At 64.7% G+C, this 15,678-nt stretch carries 16 protein-coding genes; 7 read left to right on the top strand and 9 right to left on the bottom strand.

Features of this window, described 5'->3' with window-relative positions; all coding sequences use genetic code 11:
• Nucleotides 1–50 precede the first annotated feature (50 nt).
• Together AAFG07_RS09925 and AAFG07_RS09920 are read right to left on the bottom strand one after the other, a co-directional pair.
• A complete protein-coding gene (locus AAFG07_RS09925; RefSeq protein WP_342727115.1) occupies nucleotides 51–626 on the bottom strand; it encodes a hypothetical protein in 576 nt (191 codons plus the stop codon).
• Between the two features lie 209 nt (nucleotides 627–835).
• Entirely contained in the window at nucleotides 836–1,045 is a 210-nt protein-coding gene (locus AAFG07_RS09920; RefSeq protein WP_016839740.1) for a hypothetical protein, read from the bottom strand.
• Nucleotides 1,046–1,287: 242 nt separating this feature from the next.
• Between AAFG07_RS09920 and AAFG07_RS09915 the strand changes: the two genes are divergently transcribed.
• Nucleotides 1,288–2,730, top strand: a complete 1,443-nt coding sequence (locus tag AAFG07_RS09915) for a short-chain fatty acyl-CoA regulator family protein (protein WP_212315602.1) — start codon at nucleotides 1,288–1,290, stop codon at nucleotides 2,728–2,730.
• Nucleotides 2,731–2,916: 186 nt separating this feature from the next.
• Here AAFG07_RS09915 and AAFG07_RS09910 read toward each other — a convergent pair whose 3' ends face one another.
• The 3 genes from AAFG07_RS09910 to AAFG07_RS09900 all read right to left on the bottom strand — a co-directional run bounded on the left by AAFG07_RS09910 (nucleotide 2,917) and on the right by AAFG07_RS09900 (nucleotide 5,930).
• The gene (locus tag AAFG07_RS09910) at nucleotides 2,917–3,174 is read right to left on the bottom strand and encodes a hypothetical protein (RefSeq protein WP_342727114.1); all 258 of its coding nucleotides are present in this window, start codon (nucleotides 3,172–3,174) and stop codon (nucleotides 2,917–2,919) included.
• Nucleotides 3,175–3,645: 471 nt separating this feature from the next.
• Nucleotides 3,646–4,077, bottom strand: coding sequence for a hypothetical protein (locus tag AAFG07_RS09905; RefSeq protein ID WP_342727113.1), 432 nt, complete (start codon nucleotides 4,075–4,077; stop codon nucleotides 3,646–3,648).
• A gap of 218 nt (nucleotides 4,078–4,295) precedes the next feature.
• A complete protein-coding gene (locus AAFG07_RS09900) occupies nucleotides 4,296–5,930 on the bottom strand; it encodes a winged helix-turn-helix domain-containing protein (protein WP_342727112.1) in 1,635 nt (544 codons plus the stop codon).
• A gap of 163 nt (nucleotides 5,931–6,093) precedes the next feature.
• Here AAFG07_RS09900 and AAFG07_RS09895 point away from each other — a divergent pair, with 163 nt between their 5' ends.
• Nucleotides 6,094–6,336 carry a DUF1127 domain-containing protein gene (locus AAFG07_RS09895; RefSeq protein WP_342727111.1) on the top strand — a complete coding sequence of 81 codons (243 nt, stop codon included), beginning with the start codon at nucleotides 6,094–6,096 and terminating at the stop codon, nucleotides 6,334–6,336.
• 351 nt (nucleotides 6,337–6,687) lie between these two features.
• On the opposite strand, the gene AAFG07_RS09890 is transcribed toward AAFG07_RS09895, so the two are convergent.
• A complete protein-coding gene (locus tag AAFG07_RS09890; protein WP_342727110.1) occupies nucleotides 6,688–7,326 on the bottom strand; it encodes a serine protease in 639 nt (212 codons plus the stop codon).
• Nucleotides 7,327–7,757: 431 nt separating this feature from the next.
• Here AAFG07_RS09890 and AAFG07_RS09885 point away from each other — a divergent pair, with 431 nt between their 5' ends.
• Both AAFG07_RS09885 and AAFG07_RS09880 read left to right on the top strand, forming a co-directional pair.
• The gene (locus AAFG07_RS09885; RefSeq protein WP_342727109.1) at nucleotides 7,758–7,895 is read left to right on the top strand and encodes a hypothetical protein; all 138 of its coding nucleotides are present in this window, start codon (nucleotides 7,758–7,760) and stop codon (nucleotides 7,893–7,895) included.
• The gene (locus AAFG07_RS09880) at nucleotides 7,840–8,172 is read left to right on the top strand and encodes a nuclear transport factor 2 family protein (RefSeq protein ID WP_342729108.1); all 333 of its coding nucleotides are present in this window, start codon (nucleotides 7,840–7,842) and stop codon (nucleotides 8,170–8,172) included. Before AAFG07_RS09885 ends, AAFG07_RS09880 begins: the two co-directional genes overlap by 56 nt.
• Nucleotides 8,173–8,439: 267 nt before the next feature.
• Here the strand turns inward: AAFG07_RS09880 and AAFG07_RS09875 are convergent, their stop codons facing one another.
• Complete coding sequence (locus tag AAFG07_RS09875) at nucleotides 8,440–8,901, bottom strand: GYD domain-containing protein (RefSeq protein WP_342727108.1); 462 nt, start codon at nucleotides 8,899–8,901, stop codon at nucleotides 8,440–8,442.
• Between the two features lie 269 nt (nucleotides 8,902–9,170).
• Between AAFG07_RS09875 and AAFG07_RS09870 the strand changes: the two genes are divergently transcribed.
• Nucleotides 9,171–10,121 carry an aldo/keto reductase gene (locus AAFG07_RS09870; protein WP_342727107.1) on the top strand — a complete coding sequence of 317 codons (951 nt, stop codon included), beginning with the start codon at nucleotides 9,171–9,173 and terminating at the stop codon, nucleotides 10,119–10,121.
• A 232-nt stretch (nucleotides 10,122–10,353) separates the two neighbouring features.
• Here AAFG07_RS09870 and htpX read toward each other — a convergent pair whose 3' ends face one another.
• Both htpX and AAFG07_RS09860 read right to left on the bottom strand, forming a co-directional pair.
• Complete coding sequence (htpX, locus tag AAFG07_RS09865; RefSeq protein ID WP_342727106.1) at nucleotides 10,354–11,286, bottom strand: zinc metalloprotease HtpX; 933 nt, start codon at nucleotides 11,284–11,286, stop codon at nucleotides 10,354–10,356.
• A 239-nt stretch (nucleotides 11,287–11,525) separates the two neighbouring features.
• Nucleotides 11,526–13,178 carry an ATP-binding protein gene (locus AAFG07_RS09860; protein WP_342727105.1) on the bottom strand — a complete coding sequence of 551 codons (1,653 nt, stop codon included), beginning with the start codon at nucleotides 13,176–13,178 and terminating at the stop codon, nucleotides 11,526–11,528.
• Nucleotides 13,179–13,361: 183 nt separating this feature from the next.
• On the opposite strand from AAFG07_RS09860, the gene AAFG07_RS09855 reads away from it, so the two are divergent.
• Nucleotides 13,362–14,708 carry a lytic murein transglycosylase gene (locus AAFG07_RS09855; protein ID WP_342727104.1) on the top strand — a complete coding sequence of 449 codons (1,347 nt, stop codon included), beginning with the start codon at nucleotides 13,362–13,364 and terminating at the stop codon, nucleotides 14,706–14,708.
• 321 nt (nucleotides 14,709–15,029) lie between these two features.
• On the top strand, nucleotides 15,030–15,533 hold the full coding sequence (locus tag AAFG07_RS09850) for a DUF1993 domain-containing protein (RefSeq protein WP_342727103.1): 504 nt from the start codon (nucleotides 15,030–15,032) through the stop codon (nucleotides 15,531–15,533).
• Nucleotides 15,534–15,678 lie beyond the last annotated feature (145 nt).

Here is a 15,678-nt window from a genome sequence, read left to right as displayed (position 1 = left end):
TGAGCATGATCTCTTTCGGAAAACCGCTTCGCACTTTTCCGGATCATGCTCTAAAAGTTCTGCAAGCTCGCCAGCAGAGCGAAGCCGAACAGCGCCAGCGCACCCAGGACGAAGCCGAGCACGAACAAGCCGATCCCGCCGCGGCGCTTCGGCGCCACCACCGGCACGGGCGGCGGAGCCGGCGGCTCGGCAACCGGAAGCGGCGTTGCCACCATCGCATGCTCGCGTTCGATCATGCGCCGCGCGACATAGTCGGTGACCGCATCGACCATCACGGCCACGTCGTGCGATTCGGCGAGCACGATGCGGCCGAATCTCGTGTCCTGCACGAAGCGGTAGATGCGCTTGTCGCGGCCCATCAGTACATGCGCGACCACGTCGATCCAAAGCCGCGGCGTCTCGCCCTGGCTGATGCCGCGGTCGAACAGGTCGACTTTCTCCGGCACCTGCGCGAACAGCGGATCGAGCGCGTCGTTGAGGATCTCGAGCCGCGCCACCTCGGCATCGCGCAGCTCGACGACGACGCCGGTGCGATCGGCCGCCTCGATCCGCGCCCGCCGCAGCGCCTCTCGCAGCGTCGGCCGCATCTCGCGCGCCTCGCTGCCGGTGTTCTGCGGATCGGACATGCCTTACGGCCTCGTGGTGACGGGTTGCCTTACCCATTAACCTATCAGCAACCATGACGTCCGCAAAGCACGTTGGTTCCCAAGCACTTAGGTGGCCACTTATCCCCAACTGAAAGATCCCGGCCCTGTCCCAAAAGCGGTCGACCCCACCCGGATGAACCGGATGGGGCCGCCGTCCTTGGACGTTTCTTAGCTCAGGTAATTTGGTGTCAGGCCGAAACCCGCGACGGCTCCTCGACGATCGAGAAGCGCACGCCGGCCTTGTGGCGGCTCTCTTCCGAGACTTCCTTCCAGCACTCTTCGGCTTCCTTGCGGGTCTTGAACGGACCGCGGACCTGCGCGGAGCCTTCGACGAGCTTGTGGAAGTTCATCGAGCCGAACTCGCCGCCGATCACCCAGAAATTGCTGCCCTTGCTCATCGTCAGTCTCCTCCAAAAAATCCTGCTGCCCTTGCTCAGCCGCCTGAATTCTGATCCCCGCGACCTGCTCGCCGTATCGACATTCTTGACAGAGCATCGCGAAGTGCGTGTCAGGAGATAAACGCGAAAACGGGAAGTTCGTACAGATACCTTGTTTTTTATTGGTGATGTCATGTAACATCTGAACTTGTAATAAATGTCGATTTGTAAACTTTGTCACAAAATGGGTCAGGAAGGCTGCCATGCCGGGCGAGTCCGGAAAGAAGCTGTTCGTCGGTCCGCGCTTTCGGCGGATCCGCCAGCAATTGGGGCTGTCGCAGACCCAGATCGCCGAGGGGCTCGGCATCTCGCCTTCCTACATCAACCTGATCGAGCGCAACCAGCGCCCGGTGACGGCGCAGATCCTGCTGCGGCTGGCCGAGACTTACGACCTCGATTTGCGCGACCTCGCCACCGCCGACGAGGACCGCTTCTTCGCGGAACTCAACGAGATCTTCTCCGATCCCCTGTTCCGCCAGATCGACCTGCCGAAGCAGGAACTGCGCGATCTCGCCGAGCTGTGCCCCGGCGTGACGCATGCGTTGCAGCGGCTCTACGCCGCCTATACCGAGGCGCGCCGCGGCGAGACGCTGGTGGCGGCGCAGATGGCCGATCGCGAGGGCTCGCAGTTCGACGCCAACCCGATCGAGCGGGTGCGCGACCTGATCGAGGCCAACCGCAACTATTTTCCGGAGCTCGAGACCGCGGCGGAGAATCTGCGCGACGAGCTCAACGTGCCGACCGAAGGCCTGTTCACGGCACTCGCCACGCGGCTGCGCGAAAAACATTCAATCGTCACCCGCGTCATGCCGGTCGACGTGATGCGCGAGACGCTGCGCCGTTTCGACCGCCATCGCCGTCAGCTCTTGATCTCCGAACTGGTCGACAGTGCCGGTCGCAGCTTCCAGCTCGCGCTGCAGATCGGCTTTGTCGAATGCGGTGCCGCGATCGACGCGATCGTCAGCCGCGCCGGTCCGCTCGACGACACCGCGCGCCGGCTGTACCGCATCACGCTCGCCAATTATTTCGCGGCCGCCGCGATGATGCCCTATCAGGCATTTCATTCGGCGGCCGAGGCCTTGAGCTACGACGTCCACGTGCTGGCGCAGCGCTTCAATGCCGGCTTCGAGCAGGTCTGCCACCGCCTCACCACGCTGCAACGGCCGAACGCGCGCGGCGTGCCGTTCTTCCTGCTGCGGGTCGACAATGCCGGCAACGTGTCCAAGCGGTTTTCCTCCGGCACCTTCCCGTTCTCCAAATTCGGCGGCACCTGCCCGCTCTGGAACGTGCATTCGACCTTCGACATGCCCGACCGCCTGTTGAGTCAGGTGATCGAGCTGCCGGACGGCACGCGCTACTTCTCGATCGCGCAGACGGTGCGGCGGCCGGTGGCGCCCTATCCGCAGCCGCAGCCGCGCTTTGCGATCGGGCTCGGCTGCGAGATCCGTCATGCGGCCAAGCTCGTCTATGCGACAGGCATGGATCTGGAGAAGGTCGAGGGCACGCCGATCGGCGTCAACTGCCGGCTCTGCGAGCGCGAGAACTGCAGCCAGCGCGCCGAGCCGCCGATCACGCGCAGCCTGATCCTGGACGAGACCACGCGGCGGGTGTCGTCGTTCGCGTTCTCGAATGCGCGGGAGTTGTAGCTTCACCCTCCCCGGAGGGGTCGAGACGAGCGAAGCTCGCTCTTGGGTCGACGCGAATGAAATGAGCGGCGGGGTGGGGTGAAGGTCTCTCGTATCGGGTGCCGCCCGTGTTGAGAGATCACCCCCCCGTCTCACGTTTCGCTGCGCTCAACGTGAGCCGACCCTCCCCCTCCAGGGGAGGGTGTCTCAATCGACCGCGGCAAAGGCCTTGCACCAGCCGTCCTTGCTGATAGCGCCCTCGACCACCTTGCAGCCGTCGGGCGCGACGAATAGCGTACAGAGGCCGCAGGAGTAGATGCCGTTCGGCGTGTCCTGATATTCGGCCTGCGGCTTTGTCATTTTGTCGGAGCCCGCGGCAGGTCGCGGCAGCAGTGCCGCGGGAATTCCTGCGACGGCGACGGCGATGAACGCGCGCCGCGAACGTTCGGGCTGTTGTTTAGCCATGGTGTTCACCCCATGCGCCGTCCCTGCGGAAGCAGGGACCCATACTCCGTGGCAGGCATTGTAAACGGGACTCGTGGTTCCAGCATTGCGCAACAAGCAGCATTTTTGGTTGTGCGGGGATGACGGGATTGTTCTGATTCAAGTGTCAAACAACTACGCGGTGTCATCACCCGCGAAAGCGGGTGATCCAGTATTCCAGAGACGGCACTGCTTGAACCGAGAGGCCGCGGCGTACTGGATCGCCCGGTCGAGCCGCGCGATGACAGGTACATTGGGAACGCACCGGGGCTGTGCCGTCGAGTAAATCAGCACTCGAGGCGCGGCGCCTCTCTCCCACGTCATTCCGGGGCGCGCCTCTTTGACGCGAGCCCGGAATCCATCATGCAGCATAACTCGTAGATCAATGGATTCCGGGCTCTCGCTTCGCTCGCCCCGGAATGACGAGGAAACGCAAGCACGCGCGAGAACGCTTCAAGGTTTGCGCAGATTGAGCGAGAAGCGCAGGTTCAGCGGCTGCAACATCTCCGGCGGTGGAGCCTCGCCGACATTGCCGCGCTTGAGGATGGTGCGCAGGTCCTCGGTCGCGCCGGCATCATTGAGCGCCGGAAACGTGACGCGCTCGACGGTGCCGTCCGGATTGAGCCAGGCGCGCACCACGAGCGTCGGCGGTGGCCCGTTCTCCTTGCCGGAATGCTCGATGACCCAGTTGCGGAAGCGATTGGCAACCGTCTCGTCGGCCGCGATCCATTCCTCGAACCGGTATTTGACCAGCTTGGCAAACTGCGCCCATGACGGCGGCGCCTGTTCCGGATTGCGAAAGTTGGCGTCCTGGGCATGGCCGGGCGCCGGGGCGAAGATCAGCAGGCCGAACGAGAGCACCAGCGTGCCCCGCAAGATAAGCATGGTTCTGGACAAGGGTTGACCGCGGACAGCAGGCTGACAAGGCAACGCGAGAGTATTAGCGCTTGCAGCAACTAGTCGTTCATTGTTGCAGGCATGTGACGCGCGCCGGGATGCTGGCCGCCTCCTCGGTGTTTTGGCCGATCACTATGGGGCCCGCCTGCGCAAGGCGATGAACTGCTGGACGCCGCTCTCGCCGCAACCCGCCGACCTCGCAGCCGTCAGTCGGGTAGGCCAGCCCGTCGTAGCGCATCCGCATACTTCGCCACGTCTTCGAGGTTCCGATACGGACCCAACACAGTGTTCAGCGTCGCTGGGCGTAGCGCCGGATCGACCTCGTGCAATCGCGTCGCAAGTCTCCTGGCCTCGTCGCAGTGCCCGGCAAGCGCGCCACTCGCGGCGCCGATGCGCAGCGCGGCGTGGCTGTCCGGCCGGCTGCACAACGCCATCCTCGCCCATGACAGTGCTTCGTCGTAGCGGCCCGCGAAGAAATGAGCATGAGCTGTTCCTTCCTGCGGCCAGAACCTGCCCGGATCGACAGGGCTCAGCCGCATGGCGCGTCCAAAGTGCTCGATGGCCAGGTCTGCCTCCCCAAGCCACAACCGCGACCAGCCGCTATGTGCCCACGAGGCCCCGAGGTTCGGGTTCAGGGCCAGCGCGCGATCAATCAAGGCGACGCCCTCAGCGAGGTCTTTGGCGACATAGGCCAACGAATGCCCGACATGCACGAAGGCGATCGGGTCGTTCTTGCCCAGTTGCATCACCCGGCGGGCCAATCTCCTGACTTCAGCGACCTCCTGATCGGGATCGACAATCCAGCCGAACCCCTTGCGCACGCTGAAACGCATCGCCGCAGCGCCGTAGGGCGTCGGGAATTCGGGATCAAGTTCGACGGCCCTGTAGAACAGGCGGAGCGCTGCTTCGTTCCCCTCTCTCGTCCACTTGTAGGCTTCCGCCATTCCTCGAAGATAGAGATCATAGGCGCCCAGATTCTCCGTCGGCTTGCATCTGGCATGCTCGAGCTCCGCCACATACACGTGGTCGGCGAGGACAGCGACAATGGTGCGCGCCACGTCCTCCTGGACCGCGAAGATGTCCTTCAACTCGCGGTCGTACCGCTCGGCCCAATGATGCGCCCCGGTCAGGGCATCGATTAGCTGCGCCGTGATCCGAACCCGCTCTCCGTCACGCCGAATGCTGCCTTCGAGCAGGTAGCGCACATCAAGCTCCCGACCGATCTGACGGACGTCGACAGCCTTGTCCTTGTACGTGAAGGACGAGTTGCGGGCGACGACGAACAGCTGCGAGAACCGTGACAGCTCGGTGATGATGTCTTCGGTGATGCCGTCGCTGAAATAGTCCTGCTCCCTGTCCCCCGACAGGTTAGCGAAGGGCAGCACCGCGACCGACGGCATGTTGCTTGGAGTGCCGGGCGCCGCGTCCACCTCGTGCCGGATCTCGCGGCGGGGCGACCATTCCGGGTGCGCGAGCCGGTTTACGTCCTTCCCGTCCAGAGCCATGGCCGGCAATCCAGTCGGCGGTTCTTGTACCACTTGCACCACGCCCACGAAGCGAAAGCCTTGTCGAGGCAGTGTCTTGATCAGGCGTTGCTCTTGACCGGAATCGCCGATCGCGTGTCGGGCAGCATTCAGGCGCGTCGTCACCGCTCCATCGGAAACGACCCGTCCATCCCAGATCGTGGCGACAAGGTCGTCCTTGCTGACGACGCGATCCCTGTTGCGGATCAGGTAGTCAAGCAGCGCGAAAACCTGTCGCGTCGTCGGGACAATCCCAGGCCCGCGTTGCAGTTCGCACCGCTCGGTGTCCAATACGTAATCCTCGAAGGAATAGCGCAAGGGACCATTCTCCAAATGGCCCTCCGGTCGCCCGAAGGCGCTCCCACGCGGGCTGGCGTCGAAAGAGTAAGCCGCCGGTGAGGAAAATGTAAGCGATATGTCAAGCAGGCTTCCCGCCGTCCTGCCACCTTCATGCAGAGGACGAGACGTCGGGAGATGTCCAATGGATACGCCCTACAATGTGGTTGGATCGGCGCGTGCGATTGCATCAGCACATCCGCGCCTTGCCATCGTCAGCCAGTGCTGGGCCGCGCTTCTGGATTGGCAGGAACGTGCGCAGCTACGGCAGCGGCTGAGCAATCTGAACGATCACGAGCTACGGGATATCGGTATTGCGCGCGGCGAGATCGACTATGTCGCCTCGCATCGCGCGGTCGACCCGCGGGGCGCCATCTATCCTACATGAGCAGAGGTGCCCGGCGACAGGAACGCCGACGATAGCATCGCTTTGGGAAGAGGCTGCGTCACGTCAGTACGAAAGACCCCTCTCATGAGATCCGAACAGACAGTGCGCGCATTCCGGGTCCAACCCGACTGGTATGAGGAATACTGGCAACGGCCGGAGGCGGCTGCCCCGTCCGGTAGCGCGAGATGGTGGCGCCGGGCGTCTTGGCTTCTTATTCGATCTTGTCTGCATGCAATGGCGGCAACGGTGACGACCTTCGTCAACGCCGACCGGTCGGGTTTCAGCGCAACGCTTGGCAGGCGCGACTGACAGGACCGCGCGAGAGCATCAGCCATCGCCGCAACTAATCGGTCATTGTTGCAGGCATGTGACGCGTGCCGAGATGCTGGCGGCGCGATGCGCGCGGGACGCGGTGCCACTCATCTGCGGCCGGTCGTCTTCCTGGAAGTGCACGCCATGCGCGGCAAGAAAGGATTTGGCGTGCACAGCATCGACCGCCAGCACGCGATCGACCGTGGTCCTGCGGCTCACCACGCCTTCGACAAGGCCGCGGGAATCCAGCACCGGCGCTCCGCTGGTGCCGAAGGTAACATTCGAGCGCAGCACGAGGTGCTCGGGATCGCGCAGGGTGGTATCGACGAACGCATTGCCGAGCGATCCGCCATGCGCGAGCATCGGCTTCAGGCGGTCATAGGCCTCGGCAAACACCATGTCGTTGGCAACGGACGTGTCGGCGCGCGGGAATACCGCCGCAAGGCCTAGCGTGCGCGGCACCTTGATCAATGCAATGTCGCTCGCGGCCAGCGCCACCACGCGCGCCGCGACAGCCCGCCCCTCCTTGCTGACGACAATGCGGGCGCAGTCCGCGACCGCATGCCGCGCGGTCAGCATATGCCCGAGATCGTCGACAAAGAACGCGGTGCCGTCGAGCCGCTGGCTGGCGGCCGGCGGGCCAGTGACGTCACGCGCCAGCGGCTTCGCAGCCTCCATCTGTCGCACTGGTTGAAACGGGGAGAATGGCACCTGCGCCGCCGCGGGTTGCGGAGCGAAGCCAATCGGGGCGCAACCGATCGCAATACCGCAGGCCAGCCGGACCATGCGGACAGGCAATCCCGCGCACGCCGTCGACGCCGCGTCCAACATCGAAACCAAGTGATGCACCTTCAGACCCCAACTCCGCAGACCCCAAGCGCCTGCCCTTCGACGCCGCCGCGCAAATCGCTTGGCGGCAACGTTTGTACATACACCGCACTGAAAGGTGGCTGAAGAGGGCTCGACGTGCGATGAGGCGCGCCAAAGCGTTTTCGACCGCAACGCCGTCACGTCGATGCATCAAAATATGAAACGATGACTTTCCATCATTGCCGTTTCGCAACGGTGGCTGCGACCACATGATTTCAGATATCACATGGAGGTCTCAGATGAACGAGCATGCCAGCAAAACCAGCGTCGCCCCCTCCGCGGGAGCTGACGTCCGCGTGATCGAGACGCTGCTCACCCGCAATCTTCCGGAGGTTTTCGGCGAAGGCGATCCGGTGCGCCCGCAGGGCCGCAATTGAAGAGCTCTACACCGCGGACTGCGTGCTCTACGCGCCGCCGGGCGTTCTTGCCGGCCGCGACGCACTCGACAAGTTCGCCGGCGATCTCCGCGCGACGCATCCGCACTTTGTTTACACGCCGCATGGCGCGCCGCAGGCGCTGCACAATTCGGGACGCCTTGCGTGGGGCTCCGGGCCGAGAGGCGAAACGCCGGTCTATACCGGGGTGGATTTCATCATCGCGCGGGACGGCAAGATCGCGGCGCTTTACGTGTATCTGGACTCTCTGCCCTCGTGAGCGGCGGTGGCGTGGTGCTGCGATCGCCGCGCCGAAGACACGCTGAACGAGGCGGCGGACGTCATGCGACGGCACAACCGGCCGGGGCTATGCGAGCCAGCATGCGCGCGCGACATCCGCCTGAGCGACTGCCCATCCCGTGAACGCGCCCCGGATCTGCGGCGCGCAACGGTCCTCGTCTCCGCGCGGGACGCTGCGAAGCGCCGCCGCGCGCGAGGGACAGCGGTCATCAGATCGATCTGCGCCGCGTTTCGTCGTCCGTGCCTGCTAACTTCCTGGAGGCGAGTAGGCGGCCTTGAGCTTGCTCGCGTGCTGACGCACCACCTTGATCTCGTCCTGCGTGAACAGCCGGACCAGCTTCACATTCTGGATGGCGCCGGCCGCCACGACCACGCCAGTGATGGCGGGTGCGACGGTCGGATCCGGCACGTCGAAGATCACCATCACGCCGGGGCCATCGGCCGCCATGCTGTACATCGAAATCAATTTGCCGCCGCCCGCCTCGATCAACTTCTTGGCCGCCTCTAGCCGATTGGTTGTCGGGTTCTCCATGATGCTGTTGATGGAACGCGGCGTGTATTCCCCTGAGAGGCAGAAGTGCATGGCAATCCCTCCACTTGGCTGGGAATGGAAAAAGGCATTCACCCGAGCACCGCCCGGGCAGAAGAAGATTTCGTACTGAAATGAGGAAGAAGCGGCCTGCCGATGGCCAGTTGCGCTGCCGCTCATTCTCCGGAATTCCGGCGTGACCGGTGGCAGCTCGCGCGACAATCTACATCAAACGTCCTGCGAATGAAATCCTGCGCTGCGACGAAATCGCCCGAAGACGCAGACTGAGGGGCAGCGAAGCTGACCTGATGCGCGGCCTGCATCATTCCTTCCAATCGATCATTTCCGGATTCGCCTCAGATCGTTGTGGCCGGCACGGTGCCTTGCAAACAAGGGCAATCTGCCTCAGTGTCCCGCGCCTCCCGCCAAGAACAAGAGAAAGAACACTCATGAAGCATCGCGCGCTCGGCCGCTCCGGCATCACCGTCCCTCCCCTCTGCTTCGGCTGCAATGTGTTCGGCTGGACGGTGGACGAGACTACATCTTTCCGGCTGCTCGACAGCGTGCTGGAGCATGGACTGACGTTCCTGGATACGGCCGACGTCTATTCGCGCTGGGTGCCGGGTCATCACGGCGGCGAGTCCGAGACGATCATCGGCAAATGGATGAAGGCGCGCGGCAACCGCAACCGCATCGTCCTCGCCACCAAGGTCGGCATGGACATGGGAGACGGCAATGTCGGCCTGAAGCCGGACTACATCGCGCGCGCCGTCGAGGACTCGCTGCGGCGGCTGCAGACCGACCACATCGACCTCTACCAGTCCCATAAGGACGATGAGACGACGCCGCAGGAAGAGACGCTCGCCGCCTATGACAAATTGATCAAGGCCGGCAAGATCAGGGCGATCGGCGCCTCGAATTTCTCGGCGGAGCGGCTCAAGAGCGCGCTGGATATTTCCAGGGCGAATGGGCTGCCGCGCTATGAGAGTATGCAGCCCGAATACAGCCTGGCGGAGCGGTCGAGCTATGAGGGCGCGCTGCAGCGCGTCTGCGAGGAGAACGACGTCGGCGTGATCACGTTCTTCTCCCTCGCCGCCGGATTCCTGACCGGCAAATATCGCTCGGAGAGCGACTTCGCCAAGAGCCCGCGCGGTGCGCGCAGCATTCCAAAATACATGAACCCGCGCGGCATGCGGATCCTCGCCGGCCTCGACGAGGTCGCCGCGGAGACCCACGCCGAGCCGGCCGCGGTTGCGCTCGCCTGGCTGATGGCGAAGCCCGGCATCACTGCGCCGATAGCGAGCGCAACCAAGCCCGAGCAGGTGGCAACGCTGGTCGCGGCGGCGAAGCTGGAGCTGAGCAAGGGTCAGGTCGAGCGGCTGGACGCCGCGAGCGCGTAGCGGGGTGGGCAACGCTTACGGGCGCTGAAGCAAGATTAGATTTGTTGAATGGCAGCCGCAAAGGCGGTGCGCTCCCTCTCCCGCTTGCGGGGGAGGGCCGGGGTGGGGGCTCTCTCCACGAGTCGTATTATGGAGGGAGCCCCCACCCGCCGCGCTGCGCGCGTCGGCCTCCCCCGCAAGCGGGAGAGGCGAAGGAATCTGTGCCCGATATTCAGCCTAGCCTCGTCCCGCCCTAGCCCCACGGCCCGCGCTGGCCTGAGGCACCGCCCCACGGGCTGCGCGGCGGATAGCTGGCGCCGGCCGGGCGTGGCGCGGTCTGGGTGCCGAGCTCGGCGGCGAGCTGCTGCAGCGCGGCGATGCGGTTCGCGGTCGAGGGGTGGGTGGCGAACAGATTGTCGACGCCATGGCCCGACAGCGGGTTGACGATGAACATGTGCGCGGTGGCCGGATTGCGCTCCGCCTCCATGTTCGGCAGCTGGTGCGCGGCGTTCTCGATCTTCGCGAGCGCGGACGCGAGCCACATCGGTTGCCCAACGATGCGCGCGCCAAAATTGTCGGCGGCGTATTCGCGGGTGCGGCTGATCGCCATCTGCACCAGCATGGCGCCGAGCGGCGCCAGGATCATCATCGCGATCGAGCCGACGATGCCGGGGCCGTTGTTGTTGCGATTGCCGCCGAAGAACATGCCGAACTGCGCCAGCATCGAGATCGCGCCGGCGATCGTCGCCGTGATCGTCATGGTCAGCGTGTCATGGTGCTTGATATGCGCGAGCTCGTGCGCGATCACGCCGGCGAGCTCCTCGCGGCTGAGCTGCTGCATCAATCCGGTGGTGACGGCGACCGCGGCGTTCTCCGGATTGCGGCCGGTCGCGAACGCGTTCGGCTGTGCCTCGTCCATCACGAACACGCGCGGCATCGGCAGCGCGGCGCGCTGCGCGAGCTCGGCGACGAGATTGTAAAGGTCCGGCGCCGAACGCGCATCGACCTGATGGGCGCCGTACATCGACAGCACCATGCGATCGGAATTCCAGTAGGTGAACAGATTTGTCGCAGCCGCGACGATCAGCGCGATCACGGCGCCGGTGCCGCCGCCGATCAGATAGCCGACGCCCATGAACAGCGCAGTGAGGCCGGCAAGCAGAAGCGCGGTGCGGAAATAATTCATCGTGGTTCCCTCACGGCGAGCGGAATGCTGCCACAACTGACGCCGCTGAGGTAGGGATTTTGCCGCCGAGGCCGCAAGGGGAAGGTGTGCGTCGCAGCGACGCGGCGTGGATTAACGATTGGTCATGTGTCGCGATCGGTAGCCCGGATGGAGCGGAGCGGAATCCGGGGCCGTCCCCGTGGTGAAACTGTTCCCGGACTTCGCTTCGCTCCATCCGGGCTACGGCTACGGCATCGTGGCTACTCCGCTGGCTCCTGCGCGCGCGCCGCCGCCTGCTCGCGCAGCGCGACCCGCAGCATACGGGCGAGCTGGGCGCGGCTGTAGGGCTTGGCCAGGAACAGGATGCCCTGCTCGAGCTTGCCGTCCTGGTCGATGGCGTCATCGGTGTAGCCCGAGGTGAACAGCACGCGCAAACCAGGCCGCCGCTGCTGCGCCTCGGTGGCGAGGTCGCGTCCGTTCATCGCACCGGGCATGATGACGTCGGTGAACAACAGATCGACCGGCGCGCCGCTGTCGAGCACGGCCAGCGCTTCGCCGCCATTGTTGGCCGAGCGTGTCGTGTAGCCGAGGCTCTCGATCTGGGTCAGCACGTAGGAGCGCACCAGCCTGTCGTCCTCGACGACGAGCACGATCTCCTGCGCGCCGCGCACCTCCGGCTGCCGCCGCTCGGGCGCCACGGCCGGCGAGAGCACCGCCGCTTGCGGCAGATAGAGCATCACCCGCGTGCCGCGGCCGACCTCGCTATCGAGCGCGATGTGGCCGTTGGACTGTTTGACGAAGCCGTAGACCATGGAAAGCCCGAGGCCGGTGCCCTTGCCGACGTCCTTGGTGGTGAAGAACGGCTCGAACACCTTGGCGAGATCGGCTTCTGCGATGCCCTGGCCGTTGTCGATCAGCGCAATCGCGACATAGTCGCCGGCGGCAAGCCCGTCATGGCCGTGCACGTCTGATGGCTTCAGCTCGGCGGTGCGGGTCTCGATCCGCAGCCTGCCGCCCTTCGGCATCGCGTCGCGCGCGTTCAGCGCGAGATTGATGATCGCGGTAACCAGCTGGTTGGAATCCACCAGCGCGCGCGGCAGATCGGGCATCGGGCGAAAGTCGATATCGACATGGTCGCCGATGGTCGGCCGCAGCAGCTCGATGGTGTCGATCATCAGCGCATTGACGTCGACATCACTCGGCTGCAGCGGCTGCTTGCGCGCGAAGGCGAGCAAATGCCGCGTCAGCGATGCACCGCGCTCGGCGGCGTCGCGGATCAGACTGGTGATCTCGGTGAGCTGGCGGTTGTGGGTGACCGCCTCGGCCAGGATGTCGATGGTGCCGGTGATGACGGTGAGGATGTTGTTGAAGTCGTGCGCGATGCCGCCGGTGAGCTGTCCGACCGCTTCCATCTTCTGCGCCTGGCGTATCTTGCTCTCATTGACCTCGGCCTCGCGGAAACGCTCGAGCAGGACTTCCGAGCGCTGGCGCTGCCGGCCCTCCTCGGCGAGCGCGACATGGGCCTCGCGCAGCTGCGCCTCGGTCGGGATCGCCAGGATTTTCGGGATCAGCGGCCAGAGCAGCACCGCGGTGAAGATCGAGGCGACAGCGGTGAGCGCCTTGACTATTCCTTCGAGCCCGTAGATCGGCACCCACAGCGTGTAGATCGAGAACACATGGGTGAGGCCGCAGGCGAGGATGAACGCGGCGAACGGCCAGGCCATCCAGCCGAACTGGAAGTCGCGGCGCTTGGAGACGAGGATCGCCAGCGCAAACGGAATCGAAAAATACGAAGCGGCAATGATCGCGTCTGAAATCACGTGCAGCCAGATCAACTCCGGCTCCCACAACAGGCAGATGCCGTGTGGCGAAAACGTCGACGAATCCAACAGACGCTCGAGAAAACTCCACATGGGTCCCTCCGGGCGTGATCGATCCGCCGACACCCCTGCCCGCGAATCACCTGCCGATCATAGCGGCGGCTCCTCAACCTGCCGAAGCCCAATTGGTCTAACAGCGGCACCCCCGTTGTTGCCCGCTGTCGCCCTGGTGTATGCAGGATGTGCCTTGATCCTCCTTTCCAGCCGGTGACATCGATGCCAGCATCCGCCCTCCGCGCCCCGATCATGTTCGCAGCGATCGCGGGGGCGCTGGCGCTCTCATCGCTGGGTCAGGCGCAGCAGCCGCTGCCCAATCCCGCAGGGCCGGCCCCGGTCAGGGCGCGCCCGGCCACCACAGCATCGCCAAGGGCTGCGTCCTGCCACAACGGGCAGAACTTCGATCGCTTCCTCGCCGAGCTGAAGCAGAAGGCGGTCGCCGCCGGCGTCTCGCAGCGTACGATCGCAGAGACCGCGCCCTATCTGGTTTACGACCAGGGCATCGTCAACCGCGACCGCGGCCAGCGCGTGTTCGGGCAGATCTTCACCCAGTTCGCCGGCCGCATGGCTGCGAACTACCGGATGCAGCAGGGCCAGCAATACATCCGAACCTACGCGGCCGCGTTCGCGCGCGCCGAGAAGGAGTATGGCGTGCCGCCGGCGGTGATCGCCGCGTTCTGGGGACTAGAGAGCGATTTCGGCGTCCAGATGGGCAATCTGCCGACGCTGAAATCGCTGGTGTCGCTGGCCTATGATTGCCGCCGCTCGGAAATGTTCCAGGGCGAGACCATCGCGGCGCTGAAGATCATCGAGCGCGGCGACCTGACGCCCGACGAGATGATCGGCTCATGGGCCGGCGAGCTCGGCCAGACGCAATTTTTGCCGACGCACTATTTCAACTATGCCGTCGACTATGACGGCGACGGCCATCGCAATCTCCTGCAGAGCGGCCCCGACGTGATCGGCTCGACCGCAAATTACATCGCCAACGGATTGAAGTGGCGCCGCGGCGAGCCGTGGCTGCAGGAGGTGCGCGTGCCGCAGGCCGCGAACTTTCCGTGGGACCAGGCCGACCTCACTGTCAAGCTGCCGCGCTCGAAATGGGCAGCGCTCGGCGTCACCTTGACCGACGGCAAGGCTCTGCCGAATGACGAGATGGCGGCCTCGCTGCTGCTGCCGATGGGCCGAATGGGACCAGCCTTCCTCGCTTATCCAAACTTCGCCGCCTACACCGAGTGGAATAACTCGCTGATCTATTCGACCACTGCCGGCTATCTCGCCGGCCGCATCGCGGGCGCACCGCCGATGCAGCGGCCGCACGCGCCGGTCGCGCAACTGCCGTTTGGCGAGATCAAGGAGCTGCAAACTCTTCTCGCGCGCGCCGGCTACGACGTCGGCAAGATCGACGGCGTGCTCGGCCAGGCGAGCCGCAGCGCGGTGAAAGCGATGCAGATAAAATACGGCCTGCCGGCGGACTCCTGGCCGACCGCGGAGCTCTTGGCGCGGATGCGCGGCGGTGGCCGCACGCAGCCGGCCGCGGACGCCGCGATGCCGCCGACGCGGTAGGGATGCTACGCGCGAAATCTCTCCCCGTCATCCCCGCGCAAAGGCTTCGCCTTTGTCGCTGGAGGTGCGAGCGGAGCGAGCCTCGAAGGATGAATCGGCCAACAGCCGGGCCGTGCATCCTTCGAGGCTCGCCGAGGAGGCTCGCACCTCCAGCGACAAAGGCGAAGCCTTTGCGCCGGGATGACGGGATTAAGAGCGCCACCGCGAGAAATATTTGACCAAGTGTTACAGCCGTCCGCAGTTGTATTATTCCCTTCGCGGCCCCATGTGCAGCATCGCCGTTCGGCAGATCCGGATTTCATCAGAACAAAGAGCATCCACATGTCCTTTTATGACGCCGTCGTCCCCGCGTACTTGCAGATCCTCAACAGCCTCACCGGCGAGCTGACCAAGGCCGAGGCGCATTGCGAAGCGAAGAAGATCGCGCCCGAGGTGCTGCTGGGATCGCGGCTCTATGCCGACATGCTGCCGCTGACCAAGCAGGTGCAGCTGGTCTGCGATCACGCCGCAAGAGGCTGTGCGCGGCTGACCCATAGCGAGGTGCCGTCGACGCCCGACACCGAGAAGAGCTTCGGCGAACTGAAGCAGCGGCTGGCGAAGACGATCGACTATGTGAAATCGTTCAAGCCGGAGCAGTTCGACGGCGCCGACGCCAAGGACGTCACCTTCCCGATCGGCGCCGAGCGCACCATGACCCTGAAGGGCCAGCAATTCGTCAGCGCCTTCTCGCTCCCGAACTTCTACTTCCATGCCGTCACCGCGCACGGCATCCTGCGCCACAACGGTGTCGAGATCGGCAAGCGCGATTTCCTCGGCGTCAGCTGACGCGCTCCGCGCGTCATTCCGGGGCGTCCGAAGGACGAACCTCAGGTGCGCTATTGCGCACCGGGGAATCTCGAGATTCCGGGTTCGATGCTGCGCATCGCGCCGGAATGACGGCGGCAAATATATTCCCCGCCGCGGGATTTTC

The organism is Bradyrhizobium sp. B097, assembly GCF_038957035.1.
Lineage (GTDB): Bacteria > Pseudomonadota > Alphaproteobacteria > Rhizobiales > Xanthobacteraceae > Bradyrhizobium.
Note: the sequence above shows the minus strand (reverse complement) of the source record. Positions and strands in the feature narration are given on the sequence as shown.